General features: G+C 58.2%; 18 protein-coding genes. 8 read left to right on the forward strand and 10 right to left on the reverse strand.

Annotated elements, in window-relative coordinates; all coding sequences use genetic code 11:
- The first annotated feature begins 721 nt into the window (after nt 1-721).
- The 7 genes from H8S23_RS00370 (at nt 722) to H8S23_RS00400 (ending at nt 9084) form a co-directional block, all read left to right on the forward strand.
- Nucleotides 722-3235 (forward strand): ribonucleoside-diphosphate reductase subunit alpha, encoded by a 2514-nt coding sequence (locus H8S23_RS00370; protein WP_186886333.1) that lies wholly within the window; start codon nt 722-724, stop codon nt 3233-3235.
- Between the two features lie 13 nt (nt 3236-3248).
- Nucleotides 3249-4292: a ribonucleotide-diphosphate reductase subunit beta gene (locus H8S23_RS00375; RefSeq protein ID WP_186886334.1), complete on the forward strand. Its 1044-nt coding sequence runs from the start codon at nt 3249-3251 to the stop codon at nt 4290-4292.
- Between the two features lie 360 nt (nt 4293-4652).
- The gene (gene eno / locus H8S23_RS00380; protein ID WP_186886335.1) at nt 4653-5948 is read left to right on the forward strand and encodes a phosphopyruvate hydratase; all 1296 of its coding nucleotides are present in this window, start codon (nt 4653-4655) and stop codon (nt 5946-5948) included.
- A 199-nt stretch (nt 5949-6147) separates the two neighbouring features.
- Complete coding sequence (gene tgt / locus H8S23_RS00385) at nt 6148-7278, forward strand: tRNA guanosine(34) transglycosylase Tgt (RefSeq protein ID WP_186886336.1); 1131 nt, start codon at nt 6148-6150, stop codon at nt 7276-7278.
- An 89-nt stretch (nt 7279-7367) separates the two neighbouring features.
- Nucleotides 7368-7679, forward strand: coding sequence for a preprotein translocase subunit YajC (gene yajC, locus H8S23_RS00390; RefSeq protein WP_186886337.1), 312 nt, complete (start codon nt 7368-7370; stop codon nt 7677-7679).
- Between the two features lie 122 nt (nt 7680-7801).
- Complete coding sequence (locus tag H8S23_RS00395; RefSeq protein ID WP_186886338.1) at nt 7802-8158, forward strand: TIGR04086 family membrane protein; 357 nt, start codon at nt 7802-7804, stop codon at nt 8156-8158.
- 329 nt (nt 8159-8487) lie between these two features.
- Nucleotides 8488-9084 carry a stage II sporulation protein M gene (locus H8S23_RS00400; protein ID WP_186886339.1) on the forward strand — a complete coding sequence of 199 codons (597 nt, stop codon included), beginning with the start codon at nt 8488-8490 and terminating at the stop codon, nt 9082-9084.
- A gap of 3 nt (nt 9085-9087) precedes the next feature.
- Here H8S23_RS00400 and H8S23_RS00405 read toward each other — a convergent pair whose 3' ends face one another.
- The 10 genes from H8S23_RS00405 to lon form a co-directional block, all read right to left on the reverse strand.
- A complete protein-coding gene (locus H8S23_RS00405) occupies nt 9088-10167 on the reverse strand; it encodes a tyrosine-type recombinase/integrase (protein WP_186886340.1) in 1080 nt (359 codons plus the stop codon).
- A 598-nt stretch (nt 10168-10765) separates the two neighbouring features.
- The gene (locus tag H8S23_RS00410) at nt 10766-11506 is read right to left on the reverse strand and encodes a DUF6873 family GME fold protein (protein ID WP_186886341.1); all 741 of its coding nucleotides are present in this window, start codon (nt 11504-11506) and stop codon (nt 10766-10768) included.
- Between the two features lie 5 nt (nt 11507-11511).
- Nucleotides 11512-12702: an ABC transporter permease gene (locus H8S23_RS00415; protein ID WP_186886342.1), complete on the reverse strand. Its 1191-nt coding sequence runs from the start codon at nt 12700-12702 to the stop codon at nt 11512-11514.
- Nucleotides 12699-13700 carry an efflux RND transporter periplasmic adaptor subunit gene (locus H8S23_RS00420; RefSeq protein ID WP_186886343.1) on the reverse strand — a complete coding sequence of 334 codons (1002 nt, stop codon included), beginning with the start codon at nt 13698-13700 and terminating at the stop codon, nt 12699-12701. The genes H8S23_RS00415 and H8S23_RS00420 overlap by 4 nt, the downstream gene beginning before the upstream one ends.
- Nucleotides 13701-13823: 123 nt before the next feature.
- Nucleotides 13824-15203 (reverse strand): DNA repair protein RadA, encoded by a 1380-nt coding sequence (gene radA, locus H8S23_RS00425; protein WP_279289043.1) that lies wholly within the window; start codon nt 15201-15203, stop codon nt 13824-13826.
- A 4-nt stretch (nt 15204-15207) separates the two neighbouring features.
- On the reverse strand, nt 15208-15366 hold the full coding sequence (locus H8S23_RS00430) for a hypothetical protein (protein ID WP_186886345.1): 159 nt from the start codon (nt 15364-15366) through the stop codon (nt 15208-15210).
- A 43-nt stretch (nt 15367-15409) separates the two neighbouring features.
- The gene (gene hslO, locus H8S23_RS00435; RefSeq protein WP_186886346.1) at nt 15410-16282 is read right to left on the reverse strand and encodes an Hsp33 family molecular chaperone HslO; all 873 of its coding nucleotides are present in this window, start codon (nt 16280-16282) and stop codon (nt 15410-15412) included.
- Nucleotides 16270-17025 carry a methyltransferase domain-containing protein gene (locus H8S23_RS00440; RefSeq protein WP_186886347.1) on the reverse strand — a complete coding sequence of 252 codons (756 nt, stop codon included), beginning with the start codon at nt 17023-17025 and terminating at the stop codon, nt 16270-16272. Before H8S23_RS00440 ends, hslO begins: the two co-directional genes overlap by 13 nt.
- A 45-nt stretch (nt 17026-17070) precedes the next feature.
- A complete protein-coding gene (gene yihA / locus H8S23_RS00445; RefSeq protein WP_186886348.1) occupies nt 17071-17658 on the reverse strand; it encodes a ribosome biogenesis GTP-binding protein YihA/YsxC in 588 nt (195 codons plus the stop codon).
- 11 nt (nt 17659-17669) lie between these two features.
- Nucleotides 17670-20036: an endopeptidase La gene (gene lon, locus H8S23_RS00450; protein WP_186886349.1), complete on the reverse strand. Its 2367-nt coding sequence runs from the start codon at nt 20034-20036 to the stop codon at nt 17670-17672.
- Between the two features lie 332 nt (nt 20037-20368).
- Between lon and H8S23_RS00455 the strand changes: the two genes are divergently transcribed.
- The gene (locus H8S23_RS00455; protein ID WP_186886350.1) at nt 20369-21679 is read left to right on the forward strand and encodes a uracil-xanthine permease family protein; all 1311 of its coding nucleotides are present in this window, start codon (nt 20369-20371) and stop codon (nt 21677-21679) included.
- Nucleotides 21680-21916 lie beyond the last annotated feature (237 nt).

The following is a 21916-nucleotide window of genomic DNA, read 5'->3' on the forward strand; positions in this document are numbered from 1 at the left end:
AAAAAGGCAGGGCCGCCGCAGGATCGCGCGGCCAAAACAGGGCCGCGCAGCAAAGGCGTTTTTTGCGCCGCTCCTTCCCGCCAGATCCGATTTTTTTCATTCCCCTACATTTTTTAAAGGGGAGGGGAGATACTTTCTGCTTTGGGCCTCCTAAATGTGTGCCTCATCTCCTCTTCCAGCGGCGAAAGGGGATTCACCGCAGGCCCGGGCCCCTGCGTGCCGGCACAGCTTTCGAAGCCCTTTTCTCCTCGCGGGCGCCGCGTGCTCTTCTTCGCGCGATAGATATAGATATTGATAACGGGCTTCAACAGGGAAAGGGACTTCGGGCGCAATGCCGATTTCCTGGATGCGGATGGCCGGCGCGCTCTTTGGGAAAGATAGACCAAGGACAAAACCGCGCATGCCGCAGCAGCCGGAGGACGCGCGGTTTCCTCCCAAGCCGTCCCGCGTCAAGGCCGAAAAGCCAAGCTGAGACCCGCGGCGATGAGACCGCCGGTGCGGCCCCGCGCACAAAGACGTCACCCGGCAGGAAATGCTCTTTCAGGGAAAACTTCTGCCCCGTAAAAACCAGACCGGGCTTTGCGGGCGACCGTCAAAAAGGAAGCGCAAATATATACTATTTTTGTATATATTAATATAAAATGTGTTTTGCTATTGAAAAGGCACAAGATATCGTATATTATTGAGATAATTTCCTGTTTGTGCCAGAGGGAGGGCCAAAATGCAGATCAAAAAAAGAAGCGGCGCGCTGGAGGAGTACGATCCAGCCAAAATCACGCAGGCCATAAAAAAGGCGTTTTTCAGCGTGGGCGAACAGCCCGGGGAAAGTTTGCTGGCAGGCCTGCTCACCGATGTGGAGGGCCGCCTGGCAGACGGTGAACTTTCCGTGGAGCGCATTCAGGATCTCGTGGAACGGGTCATGATGGAGCACGGACATTTCAACGCTGCCAAAAGCTATATCCTTTACCGGCAGAAAAGGGCAGAGCTGCGCGGCGCGCGTCAGGCTTTGGCGGGCCAGATCGGGGTCGACGGGCTGGAGGAATGTCTGTCCCGGATCCAGGCTGAATTTGACCCCGCGCTTTACCCGGTCACCGCTTTGTCCGCGCAGTTTGCGGGTTTTGCAAAGCCCGATATGGACCCGGCGGAACTGTTGGCGGTGCTCACCAAAGCCGCGGTGGAACTGACCAGCCCCGAAGCGCCTCAGTGGGAGCTGATCGCCGCCCGCTTTTTAAATCTCGGCTTCCGCCTGCAGCTGCAGGAAGAATGCTGCCGCCGCGGTATTGGCAGCTTTTATGAAAAGCTGGTCTATCTCACCCGGGAAGGCCTTTACGGCGAATACATCCTGCAGAACTACACAAAAGCGGATCTCGATGAGGCCGCAGGCTTTATCGACGAAAAAAGGGACGACCGGTTCACCTGGTCTGGCCTTGATCTCCTGCTCAAGCGCTATGTGATCCGCACCCGCCAGCACGTGGCGCTGGAAACGCCCCAGGAGATGTTTTTGGGCATTGCGCTGCATCTGGCCATGAATGAAAAAAAGGACCGCATGGTCTGGGTACGGCGGTTTTACGATATGCTCAGCCTGATGCAGGTCACCATGGCGACGCCGACCCTCTCCAACGCGCGCAAGCCCTATCATCAGCTTTCCAGCTGTTTTATCGACACCGTGCCCGACAGCCTGGAGGGGATCTATCGCAGCGTCGACAGCTTTGCCAAAGTGAGCAAGTTCGGCGGCGGCATGGGGCTGTATTTTGGCAAAGTGCGGGCCACCGGCAGCAGCATCCGCGGCTTTGAAGGGGCGGCGGGCGGCGTGATCCGCTGGATCAGGCTGGTCAACGACACCGCTGTGGCAGTGGACCAGCTGGGCATGCGCCAGGGGGCGGTCGCGGTCTATCTGGACGCATGGCATAAAGATCTGCCGGAATTTCTGCAGCTGCGCACCAATAACGGGGACGACCGCATGAAAGCGCATGACGTTTTTCCGGCCGTGTGCTGGCCGGACCTGTTCTGGAAGCTGGCGTCCCAGGACCTGGACGCCCCCTGGTATCTGATGTGTCCCCACGATATCCTGACGGTCAAGGGATATGCGCTGGAGGATTATTGGGGCGAGGAATGGGAGCGGCGTTACCACAGCTGTGTGGAGGACCCCCGCATCCCGAAACGCACCGTGACGGTAAAGGAGATCGTGCGTCTGGTCCTGAAAAGCGCGGTGGAGACCGGGACCCCTTTCACCTTTAACCGCGACGCGGTGAACCGCGCCAACCCCAACGGGCACAAGGGCATGATCTACTGCTCCAATCTCTGTACCGAGATCGCGCAGAACATGGCCCCGGTCGAGACCGTGAGTACCGAGGTGCTGACGCGCGAGGGTGATACCGTGGTGGTGACCACCACCCGCCCGGGTGAATTTGTAGTCTGCAATCTGGCCAGTCTCTCCCTGGGCAACCTGCCGGTGCAGGATGAGACCGCGATGGGCGAGATCGTGCGCACGGCGGTGCGGGCGCTGGACAACGTGATCGACCTCAACTTTTATCCGCTGGCCTATGCCCGCCTCACCAACCAAAAATACCGCAGCATCGGCCTGGGGGTAAGCGGCTATCACCACATGCTGGCAAAGCACGGCGTCCGCTGGGAAAGCGAGGAGCATCTTGCCTTTGCCGACCGCGTGTTTGAGACCATCAACCGCGCCGCCATCACTGCAAGCTGCGAACTGGCCGAAGAAAAAGGCGCTTACAGCCTGTTTTCCGGCAGCGACTGGGCCACCGGCGCCTATTTCGAAAAGCGGGGCTATACCAGCCCTGCCTGGCAGGCATTGGCACAGCGGGTGCAGCGCAGCGGGATGCGCAACGCCTATCTGCTGGCCGTGGCCCCCACCAGCAGCACCAGCATCCTGGCGGGCACTACCGCAGGCGTTGACCCGGTGATGAACAAGTTTTTTCTGGAGGAAAAAAAGGGCAGCATGCTGCCCCGGGTGGCGCCGGAGCTCTCTCCGGCCACCTATTGGTATTACAAAAACGCCCATCTGATCGACCAGCGCTGGAGCGTCCGCGCCTGTGGCGTGCGGCAGCGCCATATCGACCAGGCCCAAAGCATGAACCTGTATATCACCAACGAGTACACGCTGCGCCAGGTGCTGGACCTGTATCTGCTGGCCTGGGAACAGGGTGTAAAGACGATCTATTATATCCGCAGCAAATCATTGGAAGTGGAAGAGTGCGAGAGCTGCTCTTCCTGAAACGGAGGTAAAAATGGCACAGCTGATCAAAAAGCCGCTCTTCAATCCGGGCGGAGACACCGATGTGCGCCTGCGCCGCATGATCGGCGGCAACACCACCAACCTGAACGATTTCAACAACATGAAATATCCCTGGGTCAGCGATTGGTACCGGCAGGCGATGAACAATTTCTGGATCCCGGAAGAGATCAATCTGGCGCAGGACGTGAAAGACTATCCGCAGCTGACGGCCGCTGAGCGCACCGCTTATGACAAGATCCTCAGTTTTCTGGTGTTCCTGGACTCCATCCAAACCGCCAATCTGCCCAATATCGGCGAATATGTCACCGCCAACGAGGTCAACCTCTGCCTGTCGATCCAAACTTTTCAGGAGTGCGTCCACAGCCAGAGCTACAGCTATATGCTGGACACCATCTGCAGCCCGGTAGAACGCAACGATATCCTTTATCAGTGGAAAACCGATGAACACCTGCTGCGGCGCAATACCTTCATCGGCGATCTTTACAACCGCTTTCAGGAGAAGAAAGACCCTGAGACCTTTCTGCAGGTGCTGATGGCCAACTATATCCTGGAGGGCGTCTACTTTTACAGCGGCTTCATGTTCTTTTACAACCTGTCCCGCAACGGAAAGATGCCCGGCTCCGCACAGGAGATCCGCTATATCAACCGGGATGAAAACACGCATCTCTGGCTTTTCCGCAGCATCCTGCTGGAATTGCAGAAAGAGCAGCCGGAACTGTTCACGCCGGCCAATATCCAGACATTGAAAGAAATGCTGGAAGAGGGGGTACGGCAGGAAATCGCCTGGGGCAGCTATGTGATCGGCGACGAGATCCCCGGCCTCAACAGCCGCATGGTCACCGACTATATCCGCTATCTGGGGAACCTGCGCTGGTCGGGCCTGGGCTACGGATATCTCTTTGAGGACAACCGGGAAGAGCCGGCCAGCATGGGCTGGGTGAGCCAATATTCCAACGCGAATATGGTGAAGACTGATTTTTTTGAGGCAAAAAGCACCGCCTATGCCAAAAGCACGGCCCTGGTGGACGATCTGTAAAGAGCCGGGTGGTTCCCCGTGCCCCGGGAGGAAAATCGCTTGGGGCGCCTCGCCCTGGCCCCGCAGCAACCGTGCCGTCTTTTCTGCACAGGGACGGCATGGCGGCAGGATTTGCACCGCAGACAAAAACGCTTTCAGAAAAAGAGGCTGCCACTAAATCCGGCAGCCTCTTTTTCCTGTCTTGAAACGCTGCCGGACAGGGGAAAGCGCTGCGGGGCAGGGGGTTGTATTTTTCTTTCAAAGAGCGTATACTAAAAAATACACAAAGTTAGTTGTTGCTAACCTTATAAAAATTGCCATACTACTTTTGTACCGCAATTTTCAGGCTGCGGATGACCGAAAAAAGGAAGGATGGGTTTTATGGATCGTTTTTCAATTGAACGCGTGCTTGGGCGCGAGATCATCGACTCGCGCGGCAACCCCACTGTAGAGGCCGAGGTGGTCCTCTCCACAGGCGTGTCCGGCAGGGGAGCGGCGCCCAGCGGCGCCTCCACCGGCGAATTTGAGGCGCTGGAACTGCGGGACGGCGACAAGAGCCGCTTTGGAGGGAAAGGTGTTTTAAAGGCAGTGGAAAACATCAACACCGTGATAAACGAGACGCTGTCCGGAATGGACGCCTCCGACATCTACGCGGTCGACAGCGCCATGCGGGCGGCGGACGGCACGCAGGATAAATCCCGGCTGGGGGCCAATGCCATCCTTGCGGTCTCCATTGCCTGCGCGCGCGCGGCGGCACAGGGGATGGGGCTCCCTCTCTACCGCTATCTGGGCGGTATCAGCGGCAACAGGCTGCCGGTACCCATGATGAATATCCTGAACGGCGGCGCGCACGCTGCAAATACCGTAGACGTGCAGGAGTTTATGATCATGCCGGCCGGGGCCGGAAGTTTTCACGAAGGGCTGCGCTGGTGCACCGAGGTGTTCCACGCGCTGTCCGCCCTGCTGAAAGCCAAAGGGCTCGCGACCTCAGTGGGGGATGAGGGCGGCTTCGCCCCCGATCTTGCCAGCGACGAAGAAGCGATCCAGTATATTCTGGAAGCTGTGCGCCGGGCCGGGTATCAGCCGGGAAAAGATATTGTCCTGGCCCTGGACGCCGCGTCCAGCGAATGGAAAAGCGGGACAAAGGGAGAGTATCTGCTGCCCAAAAGCGGAACGCGTTTTCGTTCCGCCGAACTGGTGGCGCACTGGAAAGACCTCTGCGAAAAATATCCCATCTACTCCATCGAGGACGGCCTGGACGAAGAGGATTGGGAGGGCTGGCAGCTGATGACCCGGGAACTGGGCAAAAATGTCCAGCTGGTGGGAGACGACCTGTTCGTGACCAACACAGAGCGCCTGGACAAGGGCATCCGCCTTGGGTGCGGAAACTCGATCCTCATCAAATTGAACCAGATCGGCTCGGTGTCGGAGACGCTGGAAGCCGTCAAGATGGCGCACAGGGCCGGGTATACCGCCATTGCATCCCACCGCTCGGGCGAGACGGAGGACACGACGATCGCCGACCTGGCGGTGGCGCTGAACACCTGCCAGATCAAGACCGGCGCCCCCAGCCGGAGCGAGCGGGTGGCAAAATACAATCAGCTGCTTCGCATCGAGCAGGCCCTGGGGTCAGGCGCCGTCTATCCCGGTTTCAGCGCTTTCGGGGTCCGGCGGTAAACGCGGCGAGTCCAAAAGCGGGCGCGGCGGACGGCATTTCTTAAGGCCCACACCGCCCGCGTTGACTTTCGGCCGTGAAGCAGCTATAATAAACAAAAGATAAAAAAGGCGGTGCTGAGGAAGTGTTCCCCGGCGCCGCCCGTTTTTTGGCAGAAGGGCCTATGCCCGGCGCCTCTGATAAAAAGAGGGGGTTCAATGGATGTATGAACTGATCAGGACGGAACACGCGGCGCGCAGGGGCCGCTTCAAAACGGTACACGGCACGGTGGAGACACCTGCTTTTATGAACGTGGCCACTGCCGCGGCCATCAAGGGCGGGCTTTCTGCATTTGATCTGAAAGAGATCAAATGCCAGGTAATGCTCTGCAATACCTATCATCTTCATCTGCGCCCGGGCGACGAGCTGGTGCGGGACATGGGCGGTTTGCACCGCTTCACGCGCTGGGACGGGCCGATCCTGACAGATTCGGGCGGCTTTCAGGTTTTTAGCCTTGCCTCGCTGCGCAAGATCCGGGAAGAGGGCGTCACCTTTAATTCCCACATCGACGGGCGAAAGATCTTTATGGGCCCCGAGGAGAGCATGCGCATCCAGGCGAACCTGGGCTCGACCATCGCCATGGCGTTTGACGAGTGCATCAAAAACCCGGCGGAACACGGGTATGCCAAGGATTCCTGCGCCCGCACGGTGCGCTGGCTGAAGCGCTGTAAAGATGAGATGGCCCGCCTCAAACGGGAGGGGCTTGCAGTCAACCCAGACCAGCTGCTGTTCGGCATCAACCAGGGCTGCTGCTTCGACGATCTGCGGGTGGAACAGATGAAAGAGATCGCAGAACTCGATCTGGACGGTTACAGCATCGGCGGCCTGGCGGTAGGGGAGCCGACGGAAGAAATGTATCGGGTGATCACGGTAGTGGAACCCCACATGCCAAAGGATAAGATCCGCTATCTGATGGGGGTGGGCACCCCGGGCAATATCCTGGAGTCCATCGCGCGCGGCGTGGATCTTTTTGACTGCGTCATGCCGGCGCGCAACGCCCGTCACGGCCATTTCAACACCTGGGGCGGCATCATCAATATCCGCAACGCCAAATATGAAAGGGATGAATCGCCCATCGACCCGCAGTGCGATTGCCCGGTCTGCCGCAATTTCAGCCGCAGCTATATCCGCCATCTGTTCAAGGCCGACGAGATCTTGGGGCTGCGGCTGGGGGTCATGCACAACCTTTATTTCTACAACACGCTGCTGGAGCGCTGCCGGGACGCGCTGGATGCGGGCAATTTTGAGGGATTCCGTGAAAAATACAGCAAAATTTTGGACAGCCGTATTTGAAATGGGGGAAAAAGCTTGCAAGCAGCCCGCGATGCGGCTATAATGGATATTGTATTGTAATCGACCAAACTTTAGGAGGAAGATTTTAGATGTTTCCAATTTTTCTGACCACCGGTTCTGACGCTACGTTTGGAATTATCGGCACGATCCTGCCGTTTGCCCTCGTTCTGGTTGTGATGTATTTTCTCATGATCCGTCCCCAGAAGAAAAAGGACAAGCAGCTGCAAGATCTGCGCAACGCGCTGGAGATCGGCGACAACGTCACCACGATCGGCGGCATTGTGGGCCGTGTCGTGGCGCTCAAGGACGACACCATCGTGTTGGAGACCGGCACCGAGCGCAATAAGGTCCGCTTCAAGCGCTGGGCCGTGCAGGATGTGGAGAAACTCGTCGTCGAGTAACCAAACATAAACGCAAACACCTCTGAATACACTTTAGCAGTGTATTTGGGGGTGTTTTTGATATGGTGAAAAAAACGGCTGCAATAAAAAAGCAGGAGCGTTCTTTTGTCCCGGCGCTTATTTTGGCATTCTTGACCGCCGTGGGGCTGACCTTGGTGCAGTTCGCACTGGTGAGTTCGGTGATGTGCCGGGTGGACGTGGCCCCCAGTATGCTGGGCCCCCTCTCAACGGTGATGGTCTGCATCTCCGCACTGGCGTCCGGTATGGCGCTCGCTTTCTGCATCGGCAGCAAGGGGATGCTGCTGGGGTTTGCGGGCGGCGCGGTCCTTTATCTCATCCTTATGGCCGCAGCGTTCCTGCGCGGGGATTTTGAGCTTTCCAGCATGGCGTTCATCAAACTGATCGCAATGTGTGCCGCAGGCGCTGTTGGGGGATATCTTGGCGTGAGCCTGGCGGAGCGCAGGCGGCGCAAGCACTGAACGGCAAAAGACGGCAGAGCGGCAGAGCCGGGACACACGTCCCACAGGCCCGCCGTGCGTTCCCGTTCGACCTTGCAGGTCCGTCCAAAGTCCCGGCCGGCAAGAGGCCGCGCTGTGGGGCAAAGGCCCCTTGGGGACTTTTTGCAGAGGACGGCGCGGTTCCTCTGCCCGCTGCGTGCTTTTCCTGTTGGAAAGGCACGCATTTTTTTGAACGCGATCTTCTGCGCTGCATCCTGCGGCGGCAAAGCATAAACCCCGCTTTTGCGGAATAGGCTTGTACTGTGATCATCGTAAAAAGTACAGGCTGTTGGCAAAGCGAGGTTTTTTCGTTGAGAAAAAGAGTGGATCTTCAAAACAGGCTCGTCACCTACACGGTTTTTGGGCTTTACTATCTGGGCCTGATCCTGGGCGCTGTCTATGCCGCCGGACACAGGGGAGAGCAGAACAACTATTTTTGGTACTATATCGAAAGCTTCCTCCAAAATCACAATGCAGGCAGCTTTTTGCCCGTGTTCTCCGTCTCGTTTCTCTCGGTGCTGGGGCTCAATCTGCTGCTTTTGATCTGCAGCTTTTCCTGCCTGGGCGCGCCGTTTATCCTTATGCTGCCGTTATTGCGCGGCATCAGCGCGGGGATGGTCAGCGCAGTGCTCTATCTGTCCTATGGCCTGAAAGGCCTGCTGTTTGAACTCTTTTTGCTGCTGCTGCCCACTGTGGTGCAGGCCCTGGAGCTGCTGCTTTTTGCGGCTGACACCTTCGACACCTCTGTAAAGCTTTTTCGCTGTGCACTATTGCACCGCAGCAGCGTGGCTCTGATCGATCCGCGCAAAGCGCTGCAGGGCTTTGTCCTTTACTCCTCAGCGGGGCTTGCCGCCGCGATTTTGGAGGGTTTTTTCGCGCTGCTGCTGGGCCCGGTCTTTCGATTTTAAGATTTACTGTAAGTCCGCCATCGCCACGCCGTCCTCGTCCTGCGGCTGCGGAGCATCCTCCTCCTTTTTGGGCGATGCCTGTTTTTTCACCCTTTTGATGCCTGCAAGGGGAGAAGACTTTACAGCTTCGTCCAACTGGGTCCGGGAAATGTGGGTATAAATTTGGGTCGTGGAGACATTGGCGTGCCCCAGGATCTCCTGCAGCGCCAGCATGTCGACCTGTCCGCTGCGGTACATCAGCGTGGCCGCGGTATGGCGCAGCTTATGAGGGGAATACCCCTTGCCCGCAAGGCCCGCCTGCGCCAGACATTCGGCGACGATCTGCTCCACCCTGCGGGCGGTAAGGCGCTTTCCCGTCCGTTTTGAGACGAACATGGCATTGCGATCCTTTAAATTGGTCAAAGCTGCCCGGGCGGCCAGGTAAGGTTCGATGGCGGCCTGACAGGCCTCGGTCAGATAAACGGTGCGCTCTTTATTGCCCTTGCCGACAATGCGGATGGTCTCTTCCTTAAAATCGGTCAGGTTGATCCCCACCAGTTCGGACAGACGCATGCCGCAGTTGAGAAACAGGGTGATGATGCAGTAATCCCGCTCTGTAAATTCCGTCTGGATACTGCGCAGCAACTCAAGACATTCCTCCAAAGAGAGATAGCGGGGCAGGGCTTTTTTAAGCGAAGGGGAGTCCACATCCAGGGCGGGGTTGCTCTCCAGCAGATTTTTTTTGTTGACATAATAACGAAAAAAGGCCTTGATGCTGCATAACTTGCGTGCCCGTGTATTCGAGGCGTTGCCCCGCTCCCGCGTGATATAATACATGAACTCATACACTTCAGCCTTGGTGACCGCCTGTACAAAATCGAAAGAGAGCTCCTTGATGGAGATCTCCTCCAGCATCAGCTCATCCTGTACCTCGCCGCGAAAACGGCGCAGAAAGCGGAAAAAAGTGCGCAGATCAACGGCGTAGCCGTCCACTGTGCGCGGCGACAGGTTGCGGATAGAGAGCGCATAGTAGAGAAAATCGCGCAAAAATCCCGGGCAGTCGGCATATTCGTCTTTTTTTATTCCGGCGGAACTGTTTGCCATTGCTGAGCACCTCGTCACTTTCGTCTTTTTTATAGTTATTTATGGTTAAAAATGCGGAAGTCAAAAAGCCGCAATTAAGAGGGGGGCGTCGAATTCCTTCCAAACCGCTCAAACCACAGTCGTCTTCTACCCGCTGCGTCTTTAGTGAACGCTTGTTTTTGGACCGCTCTTTTGATCGCTTGATCGATTTGCCCGCTTAGCGCTGTTTCCATTTGCTGCAGAAGCTTGAGATTTTCAGATTCCCAAAGATAAAGGGCGTGTGCCTTGAGAGATCAGCAGGAGGCAGGGCATTGGCTGAGATCTTCATCAAGGTCAAAGGAGTGACGCTATTTCGCTAAATGTAAGTTTAGCGAAATATGGGGAAGTGATTGACGCTATTATACCTTTTACAGTCTGATTTGTCAACGATCGGACCTGTCGCGATCTCGAGCTTTATCCTTGGACTTAAACGACGAATAAAATGATTTTTAATCTTTAAAATAAATCCAGCAGCCAAAAAGCAAACTCCCGCCGAGCCTGACCAGGACTCGCGGGAGTTTGCCGCATGCGGAACTGTTTATCTCCGCCTGTGTTGGACGGGATTTTTCTTCCTCTTATTTTATTCTTTTTCCGCAATGACCAGCCATCCGCCAATGTCCTGCATGGGCCCGGAGATCAGGCTCACTGGTTCCACATCAAAGCGCGATAAAAATTTTCTGATCACCTCGTGCTGGCTCAGCGCTGTAAAATCGCCGCAGAACGCCAGCTGCGATGCACTGAGCTTGCCGCAGCAGCCGCCCAAAAAGCCATATTGATACCCGCGCAGCTGGATGCCCGGTTCCGGCTGCAGCTCCAGCACTTCCAACCCGGCGCCGCGGGCCGCGGCGGCAATGCCTTTATCCGCAGTCATCAAAGCGTTTTCGGTCACCGGCACAATGGAACAGCGCGCATAGCCCTGGCGGACCTGAAGCGCCTCCAATTTATTTGTTTCGAAACTCTTCAGAGCAGAAAGCGCAGTTTCTCCCCCGATCAGCGTTTTTCCCACCACCGCGGCATTGAGGGCCGTTTCAAACGGATAGCCGGGCTTCAGCCCATCAAAGCGCACGGTCTCCACACCGCTTTTTTGCAAGCGCGTGTGCAGTTCCCGCTGGTCGGCAGCTAAAAGCAGCTTACCCGCCCTGGGAGAAAACGCCAGCATATCCGCATGGCTCGCCACCGGCGCGGAGAGCGCCCGGGACGGGCGGGTTATGTAGCAGGTAAGGCCGCGCTGCTCCAATGCGCGGATCACCTGTTTGTTGCTGCCGGATACCACGCACAGGCATGCGGCGCCCTGCGGCAGATTTGGCCTGCTGAATTTCATCGCTTCTACTCCCCTCTCAACGCGTCCACAGGCTTCATGCGGGCCGCCCGCAGCGCTGGAAAAACCCCGAACAGGATCGATAGCCCTATTGTAGCAAAAATGCCGCCGAGAAGCAAAGGCAGATCCATCTGCAGCGGCAGACGGAACATGGCGAGCAGCAGCCAGCAGAGCAGGCCGCTGATCAGGGTGCCCAACAATGCGGCCCCGAGAGCGGTGAAAAGGATCTCTGCCAGAAACTCCTTTACAATTACCGAGGGCGGGGCTCCCAGACTTTTTTTGATGCCGATCTCCCTGCGCCGGGTGTGCACCGCCGTGCCCACCGAGCTGCTGACCGCCAGCCCGCCCACCACCAGCGAGATGCCGGCGATCAGGGCCAGCGCTGCGGATGCGACCGTGACGATGCGGTCTATGCTGTCCCGCTGTGCCGCCAGATCATTGAGCACAAAGGTGCTCTCTTCGCCCTGTGTGAGGCCGCGCAGGGCGGCGGTAAGCGCCTCTTTGACCTCATCCAGCCCCTCCGGCTGAAAGGCGGTAAAAATGATCTGGTCAAACCCCTCTTTTGCGCTGAAAAAGGACAGCGTCGAATAGGGCAAGTAGACAAAGTTCGGCATCACACTGCCGGTAAGGCCGTTGAGCAGGCTGCTGCCCGCCTTGACCACGCCGATCACCGTGTAGCCGTCTGTTACGCCGTTGATGGTCAGGCGGATCGTTTTCCCCACGATATTAGTCCGCTGGTAAGCGTCTTGGGCGATCTTTTCGTCCACAATGCAGACCTTCCTGGCCCCCAACACCTCTTCGCTGCCGATCATCCGGCCGTGCAAAAGCTCCAGCGTGACGATGTTTTCCGCTTTGGGCGCGATCCCCCAGAAAAAAGCGTTCCCTGTTTTGGCTCCCAGTTCATAAGCGCCGCTGTCCATCACGACAGGTGTGCTGTCTTTGACGCCGGAGACCGTCTTCAACTGTTCATAGAGCGCCGCGGTCATCTGGTTCCTGTCGGTCTTTTCCGCGGCCGAGAGCGCTACGCCGTCCAGTCCCAGGCTGGAAAGTTCAGTGTCGATCAAAGAAGAACCCACGCCGGAGATCGCCGAGACGATGACGATGGCTGTGATGGCGATCGCGATGGAAAGCGCGGCCGTCCGGTAAGGGGCAAACTCGCTTTTGAGTTCCGCTGCAAACAGGCCCAGCTTTTTCTTCAAGCCGCTTTCTCCCCTTTCAGCCGCACCAGCTGCCCTGCGCTGCGGATCAGCGAATGGTCCTCCACGATCGACGCCCCCAGCTCGAGTCCGCTTTGCACCTCCACGGCGTCCTCCAGTTCCTGCCCGGTGACGATATAAGACTTCACGGCGCGTCCATTCTCGATGCGATATACATATTCGCCGTTCTCGTCCTGACCGATCGCTTTATAGGGTATCGTCAGCAGCTGCTGCCGGTCTGCGATCAGCACGGTGGAGGTGACCGTCAGCCCATTTTCCAGATACTCGTCGCCCGCTTCCACCGTCGCGTAAACGTCCGCGACGCTGCGATAGCCGGTGGTAGTCAGCTGGCGGCGGATGTTTGCGGGGGTGTTCTCCACCACCGCGTAATATTCGCGGTCATCATAGGCGACAGGGCGAAAGCGCACTGCGCTGCCCACCGGGATATCGCCGAGGCGGTCCTCCGGCACAGTGAGCTTGAGCCGGTGCGCGCCGCCCGAAGAGACGGTACAAATGCCGGTGTTGGCCGGGACAAACGCGCCTTCTTCCAGGTTGAAGCCCTCGATATAACCGTCGTTAGAGGCGTAAATGGCCGCCGGGATCTCTTCCAGCGCCGAGGCCGTCCCTTTGTCGAGAGACGCGGCGGCGGCCACAGCTTTTTCCAGATCCGCCGGTTCCAGCTGCGAAAAGTCGTCGCTCGCACCGGCGGCAGCGAGCGCGAGCAGTTTTTGCCGGTCCACGTCCAGCAGTTTTTGTCCCCGCACCACATAACTGCCGTTCTGCACATACAGCTTTTCCACACAGATCGGCATTGCGGCGCTGACCACCGCGATCTCCGACGCGATCACCGTGCCGCTGCAGTTCAGCGTCCGGGTATAGGACGTAAGCATTGGGGCCGTCAGCCCGCAGACCGGCAGGGCACCGTAAAAAGCCGCCGGGGCGGCGGCGCTGAAAAGCAGCAGCAGAACACAAAGGCTGGCGTAGATCCTTTTTTTGACCATAGACAAAATCCCCCCGGCAAACTAAAAATCACTGCATTCTAGTTTGCCAAAGGGGGATGGTTTTATGAGTTTTGCAAAGAAAAAGCCTTTTTGCAGGACGCGCGTCCGCACAGCGCGCGCAGCTCACAGCAGGGTGATCGCGCCTCGGATGGAAGAGACTCCCGCCAGTTCCAGGCCCGGGTAGGCCGCCGGGTCCAGCTGCGACAGGCTGTGTTTGGGGGCGATCACCCGGGAAAAGCCGATCCGGGACGCCTCTCTCAGGCGGGTGTCCAGGTTGCTGACGCTGCGCACCTCACCGCCCAGCCCCACCTCGCCTATGGCGACTGTGCCGTCCGGGATGGGCTTGTCCAGCAGGCTCGACACCACGGCCAGGATGACCGCCAGATCACAGGCTGTCTCGTCCAACCGCAGGCCGCCCACGATATTCAGGTAAACATCCAGCGTGCCCAAAAAATAGCCGCCCCGCTTTTCAATGACGGCCAGCAGGAGATTGGCGCGGTTGAAGTCAAAGCCGGAGGTGGTGCGCCGCGGGGACGGAAAGCTGCTCTTGGTGACCAGCGCCTGGACCTCGGAGAGGATGGGCCGGGTGCCCTCCATGGTGCAGGCCACGCAGTTCCCCGAAACCCCCAAAGGCCTGCCCTCCAGCAGCAGCTTGGAGGGGTTGACCACCTCGCGCAGGCCATCTCCCGTCATGTCGAACATTCCGATCTCATTGGTGGACCCATAACGGTTTTTGACCGCCCGCAAGATCCGGTACGGGAGCATCCTGTCCCCCTCAAAATACAGCACCGTGTCCACGATATGCTCCATGACCTTTGGGCCGGCAATGGCGCCGTCCTTGTTGACATGGCCCACAATAAACACCGGGATCTCCAGCGTCTTTGCGGCGTTCAGCAGCTGTCCAGAGCACTCTTTTACCTGGGAAACGCTGCCCGCGGACGAGGAGACCGCCCCTGAGTGCATCGTCTGGATAGAGTCCACCACCACCAGGTCCGGGTGCACGGAGCGGATGAGCTCCACAACGGACTCGATCTCCGTCTCCGCCGCCACCGTGACATTTTCACCGCTGACATTCAGGCGGTCGGCACGCAGCTTGATCTGACGGACCGACTCCTCGCCCGTGACGTACAGCACGTGCAGTCCGGGGGGGATGGAGGCGCAGATCTGCAGCAGCAAAGTCGATTTGCCCGCCCCGGGCTCGCCGCCCAGCAGTATGACCGAACCGATCACGATGCCGCCGCCCAGCACCCGGTCCAGCTCAGAAATGCCGGTGACGATGCGCGAGCGCTCGTCATTGGTGTCGATATCATACAGCCTGGCAGAGCGCACCTCGCCTGCCAGCACCGGGGCCTTGGCGGCCTTGACGCCGCCCGCGGGCTGGCGCACCACGTCTTCCACCATGGTGTTCCACTCGCCGCAGCTCGGGCAGCGCCCCATCCAGCGCGGGCTCTGCTCCCCGCAGGCATTGCAGACATAAATGGTTTTGAGTTTTTCCTTTGCCAAGAAATCATCCTCCGTCAAACGAGCGCGCGTCCACCGCATAAGCAGCCGCAGGGCGGGCCGCATTCAGCAGCGCCCTGCCCGTCAGGCCGTCCGCTACCCGGTAGACAAGCAGCCCCAGGGCCAAAAGGATCAGCGCGATCAAAAATTTTTCTCTCAGTTTCACGGCATTCACCTCATACTGCAATCATATGAGCGAAAGCCTTTTTTTACCCCTGAGCTTCTTCCCGCTTGACATAATCCGCCGCATGCAAATGATAGGCTTTGTTGCAAAACTGGCATTTCATCTCCACCGTTTCCTGCTCGGTGGCGATCCTGCGCAGCTCCTCCTGCCCCAGGCTGATATAGGCGCGCTCCACCCTGTCGCGGCTGCAGTCGCAATGATACTGCACCTCGCTCTCGTCCAGGACGTTGGGGGAAAAGCCCTTTAATATTTCTTCGATGATCTCGTAAGGCGTTTTTCCATCGCACAGCAGCTCGGTCATGCTTCTCATGCGCCCCACGTTCTCCTCTAGCATGCTGATCTCCTGCTCGGTGGCGCCCGGCAGCAGCTGCAGCAGATAGCCGCCGGCCCTTTTGATGGTCAGGTCGCGCTCTACCAGCACGCCCAGCGCACATACGGTGGGGATCTGCTCGCTGGTGGCATAATAGGAGGTGAGGTCCTCGGCGATCTCACCGGAAACCAGCGGCACCTGCCCCACATACGGCTGCCCCATGTCCTTGATCACAGTGAGGGTGCCGTCCCGGCCGACGGCGCCGCCCACATCCAGTTTGCCGTCCTCCCGGGGCGGAAGCTCCACGATGGGGTTTTCCACATAGCCCTTGACATTGCCGCGGCCGTCCGCCACGGCGAGCAGCAGGCCCGCCGGCCCGTCTCCCTTTACCCGCAGCGTCAGCGAATCGTCCCCGCTTTTCAGGTTGGCAGCCATCAAAACGGCGCCGGTGACCAGACGCCCCAGCGCCGCAGAGACCACCGCGCTGGGGTGATGCAGCCTTTCCATTTCCGCGACGATCGCGGTGGAATCCAAGATCGAGACCACCGCGCCGCCATTTTCTGAGATCGCTCTTATCAGCTTTGACATTGTCTCTCCTTTTCAGCCACAAAAAGCAGGCGCTGGCTGTCTGGCAGCGGCGCGCAGAAGCGCTCGCCGTCCACGATCTCCAGTACCCGGAAGCCGTGCCTTTCGCACAGGGCTTCCAGCTCCTGCGGCGTGCAGTAATATTCGTAAAAACACTCTTTATAGTGGACGGGATCCCCTGTGTAGGCGATGTCGATCGAGATGCGGGTGCGGCGCTGCGCCTCCTGCAGTTCGTTGGTCCAGACGCAGACCGCGTCCTCATCCTCCAGTATAAAGGTCTCATTCCCCAATATTTTGCAGTGCTTATAGGGGGTATTGACGTCAAAAATGAACAGTCCGTCTTTTTCCATAAAAAGGCCCGCCTTTTCGATGGCGCGTCCCATCGTCTCCAGCGGCCCCAGATGGTTGAGGGTGTCAAACGTACACACAGCCCCGTGGATCGTCCCGTAAAGGTCAAGGCAGGTCAGGTCCTGTTCCAGCAGCAGCAGGCCCTGCCTGCCCTCTTCCGCCAGTTTTTCGCTGAGCATCGCCAGCATATCCGGCGAACCGTCTACCGCGATCAGATCATAGCCGTCTCTGGCAAGGCGCAGGGTCAGTTCCCCTGTTCCACAGCCCAGGTCGGCCACGATGGGGCCGGGCAGCCCATGGCCGGAAAACCGTTCCCGGATGAACGCATACAGGGCATCGTAGTCGGCTTCCCCGTTGAACTCATCATAAAAATAGGCAAAATCTCCATACCCTGCCACCGGTCTTTCGCCGCCTTTCTCTTTGGCCTGAAAAAGGGAGGGTTTTCAAAAGGCCTCGGCCGCAGCCTCGATGACCCGCTGCAGCTCTTCCACGCCCCGCCCGTTCTGGGCGCTGGTAAGTATGACCCCTTTACATCCATACTCCGCACAAAGCGAGGCAAATTCCCCGGCTGCGCGCTCGGCCTCCGCCTTTTTGAGCTTGTCGGCCTTGGTGAGCGCCGCCACAAAGGGAATGCCGTGATGACGCAGATATTCCAGCATCATCCTGTCATCGGCAGAGGGGGCGTGCCGGCTGTCCAGCAGCTGCACCAGCAGGGTACAGCGTTCAGACACGGCAAAATAGCTGTTGATCAGATCGTCCCAGCGCGCCCGCTCTGAGGCGGACACCTTGGCGTAACCGTAGCCGGGCAGATCCACCAGATAGGCGTCCCCCAGATCATAATAATTGATGGTAGCGGTCTTGCCGGGGGTGGCGCTGACCCGGGCCAGGCTCTTGCGGTTGCAGAGCTTATTGATCAGGGAAGATTTTCCCACGTTGGACCGGCCCGAAAAGACGATCTCGGGCCGGTCGTGGTCGGGCAGCTGGGAGGAAAGCCCGTAGGAGGCCTTGAAAGCGGCCTGACTGTATTTCATAAGCGAAAACCTCATCCTTCCTTTTTCGGCAGCAGGGCGGTTTTCAGCACCGCCTTGAGGTCAGTCACCGGCTCAAAACACAGCGCTTCCCGGACCACGTCGTCCACCTCATAGAGATCGGACATATTGTCTGCGGGCACCAGAACGGTGTGCATTTTTTCACGGTAGGCTGCCATGGTCTTTTCTTTCAGGCCGCCGATGGGCAGCACCAGGCCGTGCAGCGTGATCTCGCCGGTCATGGCCACGTCGCTGCGCACCGGGCGGCCGGAAAGCGCGGAGATCAGCGCGGTGGCCAGGGTGACGCCCGCCGACGGGCCGTCCTTGGGGATCGCGCCCTCCGGCGCGTGGATATGGATGTCGATGGTCTTGAACACCGTGCTCTCAAAGCCGTATTCCGACGCGTGTACTTTGGCATAGGTGATGGCCAGCTTAGCGGATTCTTTCATCACTTCGCCCAAAGAGCCGGTCAGTTCCAGACCGCCGTTCCCGTTTTCAATGATCTGCACCTCGATGGGCAGCAATTCGCCCCCCACGGAGGTCCAGGCCAGACCGTTGGCGATGCCCACGGCGTTGGTTTTATTGGAAAAATTCGGTTTTACCCGCACCGGGCCGATCAGCGTTTCAATGCTTTTCCCGGTGACGGAGAGATCCCCCTCTATCTCGCCCGAAGCGATAGATTTGGCGCATTTGCGCAGCACCTCGCCGATGACCCGCTCCAGCCCGCGCACGCCCGCCTCCTGCGTATAACCGTCGATGAGGGCGGTGACGGCGGAATCGGTCAGGCGCACCCGCCCCTTGAGGCCGTTTGCAGCCAGCTGCTTGGGGATCAGGTGACGTTTTGCGATGTTGAATTTCTCCACCCGTGTATAACTGGGCAGCTCAATGACGTCCATGCGGTCCAGCAGCGGACGCGGAATGGTATCGGTCGTGTTGGCAGTGGTGATGAACAGCACCTTGCTCAGATCAAACGGGATGTCCAGATAAAGATCCTTAAAAGCGACATTCTGCTCCGGGTCCAGCGCTTCCAGCAATGCCGCCGAGGGGTCGCCGCGAAAATCGGCCGCCATCTTGTCCACCTCGTCGAGAAGAAGCACGGGGTTATTGCTCTTTGCCGTGGCAACAGCGCTGATCAGCTTGCCCGGCATGGCCCCGATATAGGTGCGGCGATGGCCGCGGATCTCCGCCTCGTCCCGCACGCCGCCCAGAGAGACCCGGGCGTACCTGCGGCCCAGACAGCGCGCGATCGAATTGGCGATCGAGGTCTTGCCCACGCCCGGAGGGCCCACCAGGCAGATGATCTGGCTTTTTACAGAATCCGAGAGCTTGCGCACCGCCAGGATCTCTAAAATGCGCTCTTTGACCTTTTTCAGGCCATAGTGGTCCCGGTTCAAGATCGCCTCCGCCTTATTGATATCGATATTTTCCGGCGTGGACTGGTCCCAGGGCAGGTCAAGGCAGGTATCCAGATAGGTGCGGATGACCGAGGCCTCCTGAGAGTTCCCCTGCATCTTGTACAGGCGGTCCGCCTCTTTGTTCAGCTTTTCCCGCGCTTCCTCCGGCAAAAGCAGTTTTTCAATGCGCTGTTTATATCCATCGGCCTCGCGGCGGGTATCTTCTTCCTCATCCAGCTCGTCCGAAATGGCGCGCATCTGCTCGCGCAGAAAATAATCGCGCTGGTTCTTGTCCATCTGCACAGAGACCTTGTCCTGGATCTCCTTTTCGATGGAGAGGACCTTATTCTCCTTGCTGAAAACGGAAAGCAGGGTCTCCAGCCGCCCCAACAGGGTGCTCTCGTTCAAAATGCGCTGTTTGTCGTTATATTTGAAGAGCAGGTTGCTGGGGATATATTCGCTGAGGAAAACAGGGTCCTCGCTGGACAGGATGGTATAAACCACATCCTTGGGGATGCGGGAGTTGAGGCCCAGATACTCTTCAAACGCCTCGCGGATCGAGCGCACCAGCGCCTCTACCTGCACATTGTCCGCGGACTTGGCCCCGCGCACGGGGGCGGGCTTGACCGAGGCCTGCATAAAGTGGGATGCGGTGTCCATTTCCAGCAGGCGGGCGCGGAATTTGCCCTCAACCAGAACCTTTACCAGATCGTCCGACACCCGGAGCGCCTGCTTGATCTCCGCCACCACGCCGTAAGCGTGCAGATCAGCCAGCCTGGGCTCTTCCTGATCCATATCCTTTTGAGTGACCAGAAAAAGGCTGGTATTGTTTTCCATCGCCCACTCCACGGCGGCAATGGACTGAGGGCGTCCCACTTCAAAGTGGATGACGTTGTTGGGAAACACCACCAGCCCGCGCAGGGCGATGGCGGGCAATGAGATAACTTCGTTCTTGTGGTCTATTTTGAGCTTTACCTTGACCGGCATAAAGCAGTTCCTCCCTGATAGAAAATCAGAAAGCGGCAAAACAGCCGCTATCCATATTATTATAACCATTTCCCTTTCGGGGTGCAACTTTTCGCTGTCCTATTAAAAAAATATTGACAATTTGTCCATATTTGGGTATCCTATTAAAAGTGTATGCGGCAAAACAAACTAGAGGGGTGTTGCGGGATGTTGCTGCCTGGGGCAAAAAGATGCTTTCTGCCCGGGCTTTTTATTCCCTTTTTCACCTGCAATAGCGTTATGGAAAATTAAGCTGTTTTCAGCTTAATTTTTTTTTGCGCTCTGCCGTGTCAAACTGTGAGGAGGAATGTGTCATGAAGTCAGAAAGCCCGATCTGGGACGCCAAAAAACTGGGTATCCCCAAAATGCTGCTGCTTGGCCTGCAGCACACTTTTGCCATGTTTGGCGCCACGGTACTGGTGCCCATCATCACCGGCCTGAACGTCTCCACCACCCTTTTGTTCGCCGGTCTCGGCACCCTGCTGTTCCATCTGATCACCAAGGGCAAGGTGCCCGCCTTTCTGGGTTCTTCTTTCGCTTTTCTGGGCGGCTATGCCATGGTGGCGCCAAAGCTGGCCGACGGTTCCCCCAACGCGGAGCTGCTGCCCTACGCCTGCGGCGGCGTGGTGGCTGCCGGCCTTGCTTATGTGGCGCTCTCTGCGCTGATCAAGGCCTTTGGCGTCAAAAAGGTCATGCGCTTTTTTCCGCCCGTTGTGACCGGCCCCATCATTATTTCCATCGGCCTCATCCTTGCCCCCACCGCGGTCACCAGCGCCAGTGAGGACTGGCTTCTGGCCTTTGTGGCGCTGGCCATCATTGTGGTCTGCAATATCTGGGGCAAGGGGATGGTCAAGATCATCCCCATCCTGCTGGGCATCGTGGGCTCTTACCTGCTGGCCGTCTGCCTGGGCCGCGTGGATTTTACGGCGGTAAAAGAGGCGCAGGTCTTTGCCCTGGCGCCCATCACCATGGCCAAGTTCAGCATCAGCGCCGTCTTTACCATCATGCCCATCGCTCTCGCGACTATGATGGAGCACATCGGTGACATTGCCGCGATCGGCGCCACCACCGGCAAGAATTATATCAGCGACCCCGGCCTGCACCGCACCCTGTTGGGCGACGGCCTTGCCACCAGCCTTGCCGGGCTGTTCGGCGGCCCGGCCAATACCACCTACGGCGAAAACACCGGCGTTCTCGCCCTGACCCGCGTCTATGACCCCCGCGTCATGGAGCTTGCCGCCGTCTTTGCGGTCGCGCTCTCCTTTATTCCCAAATTCGGCGAGATCATCCATTCCATCCCCAACGCCATCATCGGCGGCGTCAGCTTTATCCTCTACGGCATGATCAGCGCCATTGGCGTGCGCAATGTGGTGGAAAACAAGGTCGATCTGACCAAGTCCCGCAACCTGATCATCGCTGCGGTCATCCTGGTCAGTGCCCTGGGCTTCAACAGCATCGGCGGGCTGTCTTTTGCGGTCACCGCCGATATTACCATCTCGCTGTCCGGCCTTGCCATCGCCGCGATCCTGGGCATCGTCCTCAACGCGGTCCTGCCCGGAAACGACTATATCTTTGACGATGAAAAACCGGACGACGGGAAAACGTCCGTCTCGTTCAAGGTCTGACGGGCGGAACGTCCCTCTTCCCTGCGTTATCCCGTCAAAATCCCGCATCCCTGCCTGCCGCGCGGACAAGCCGGCGCGCAGGGGAAGTGCAAAACATGCACTGATTTGATAAAAAATAGCCGCAAGGCTATTTTGGGGGCCATTCGCCCGGTTGCCGCGCAAGCGGCGAGGGCGGGCTATCAAGATAAGATGTTTTTTATTGCGGAGCAATAAAAAAATCGGCCTCCCGTTCCACGC

Source organism: Anaerofilum hominis, assembly GCF_014287275.1.
Classification (GTDB): domain Bacteria; phylum Bacillota; class Clostridia; order Oscillospirales; family Ruminococcaceae; genus Pygmaiobacter; species Pygmaiobacter hominis.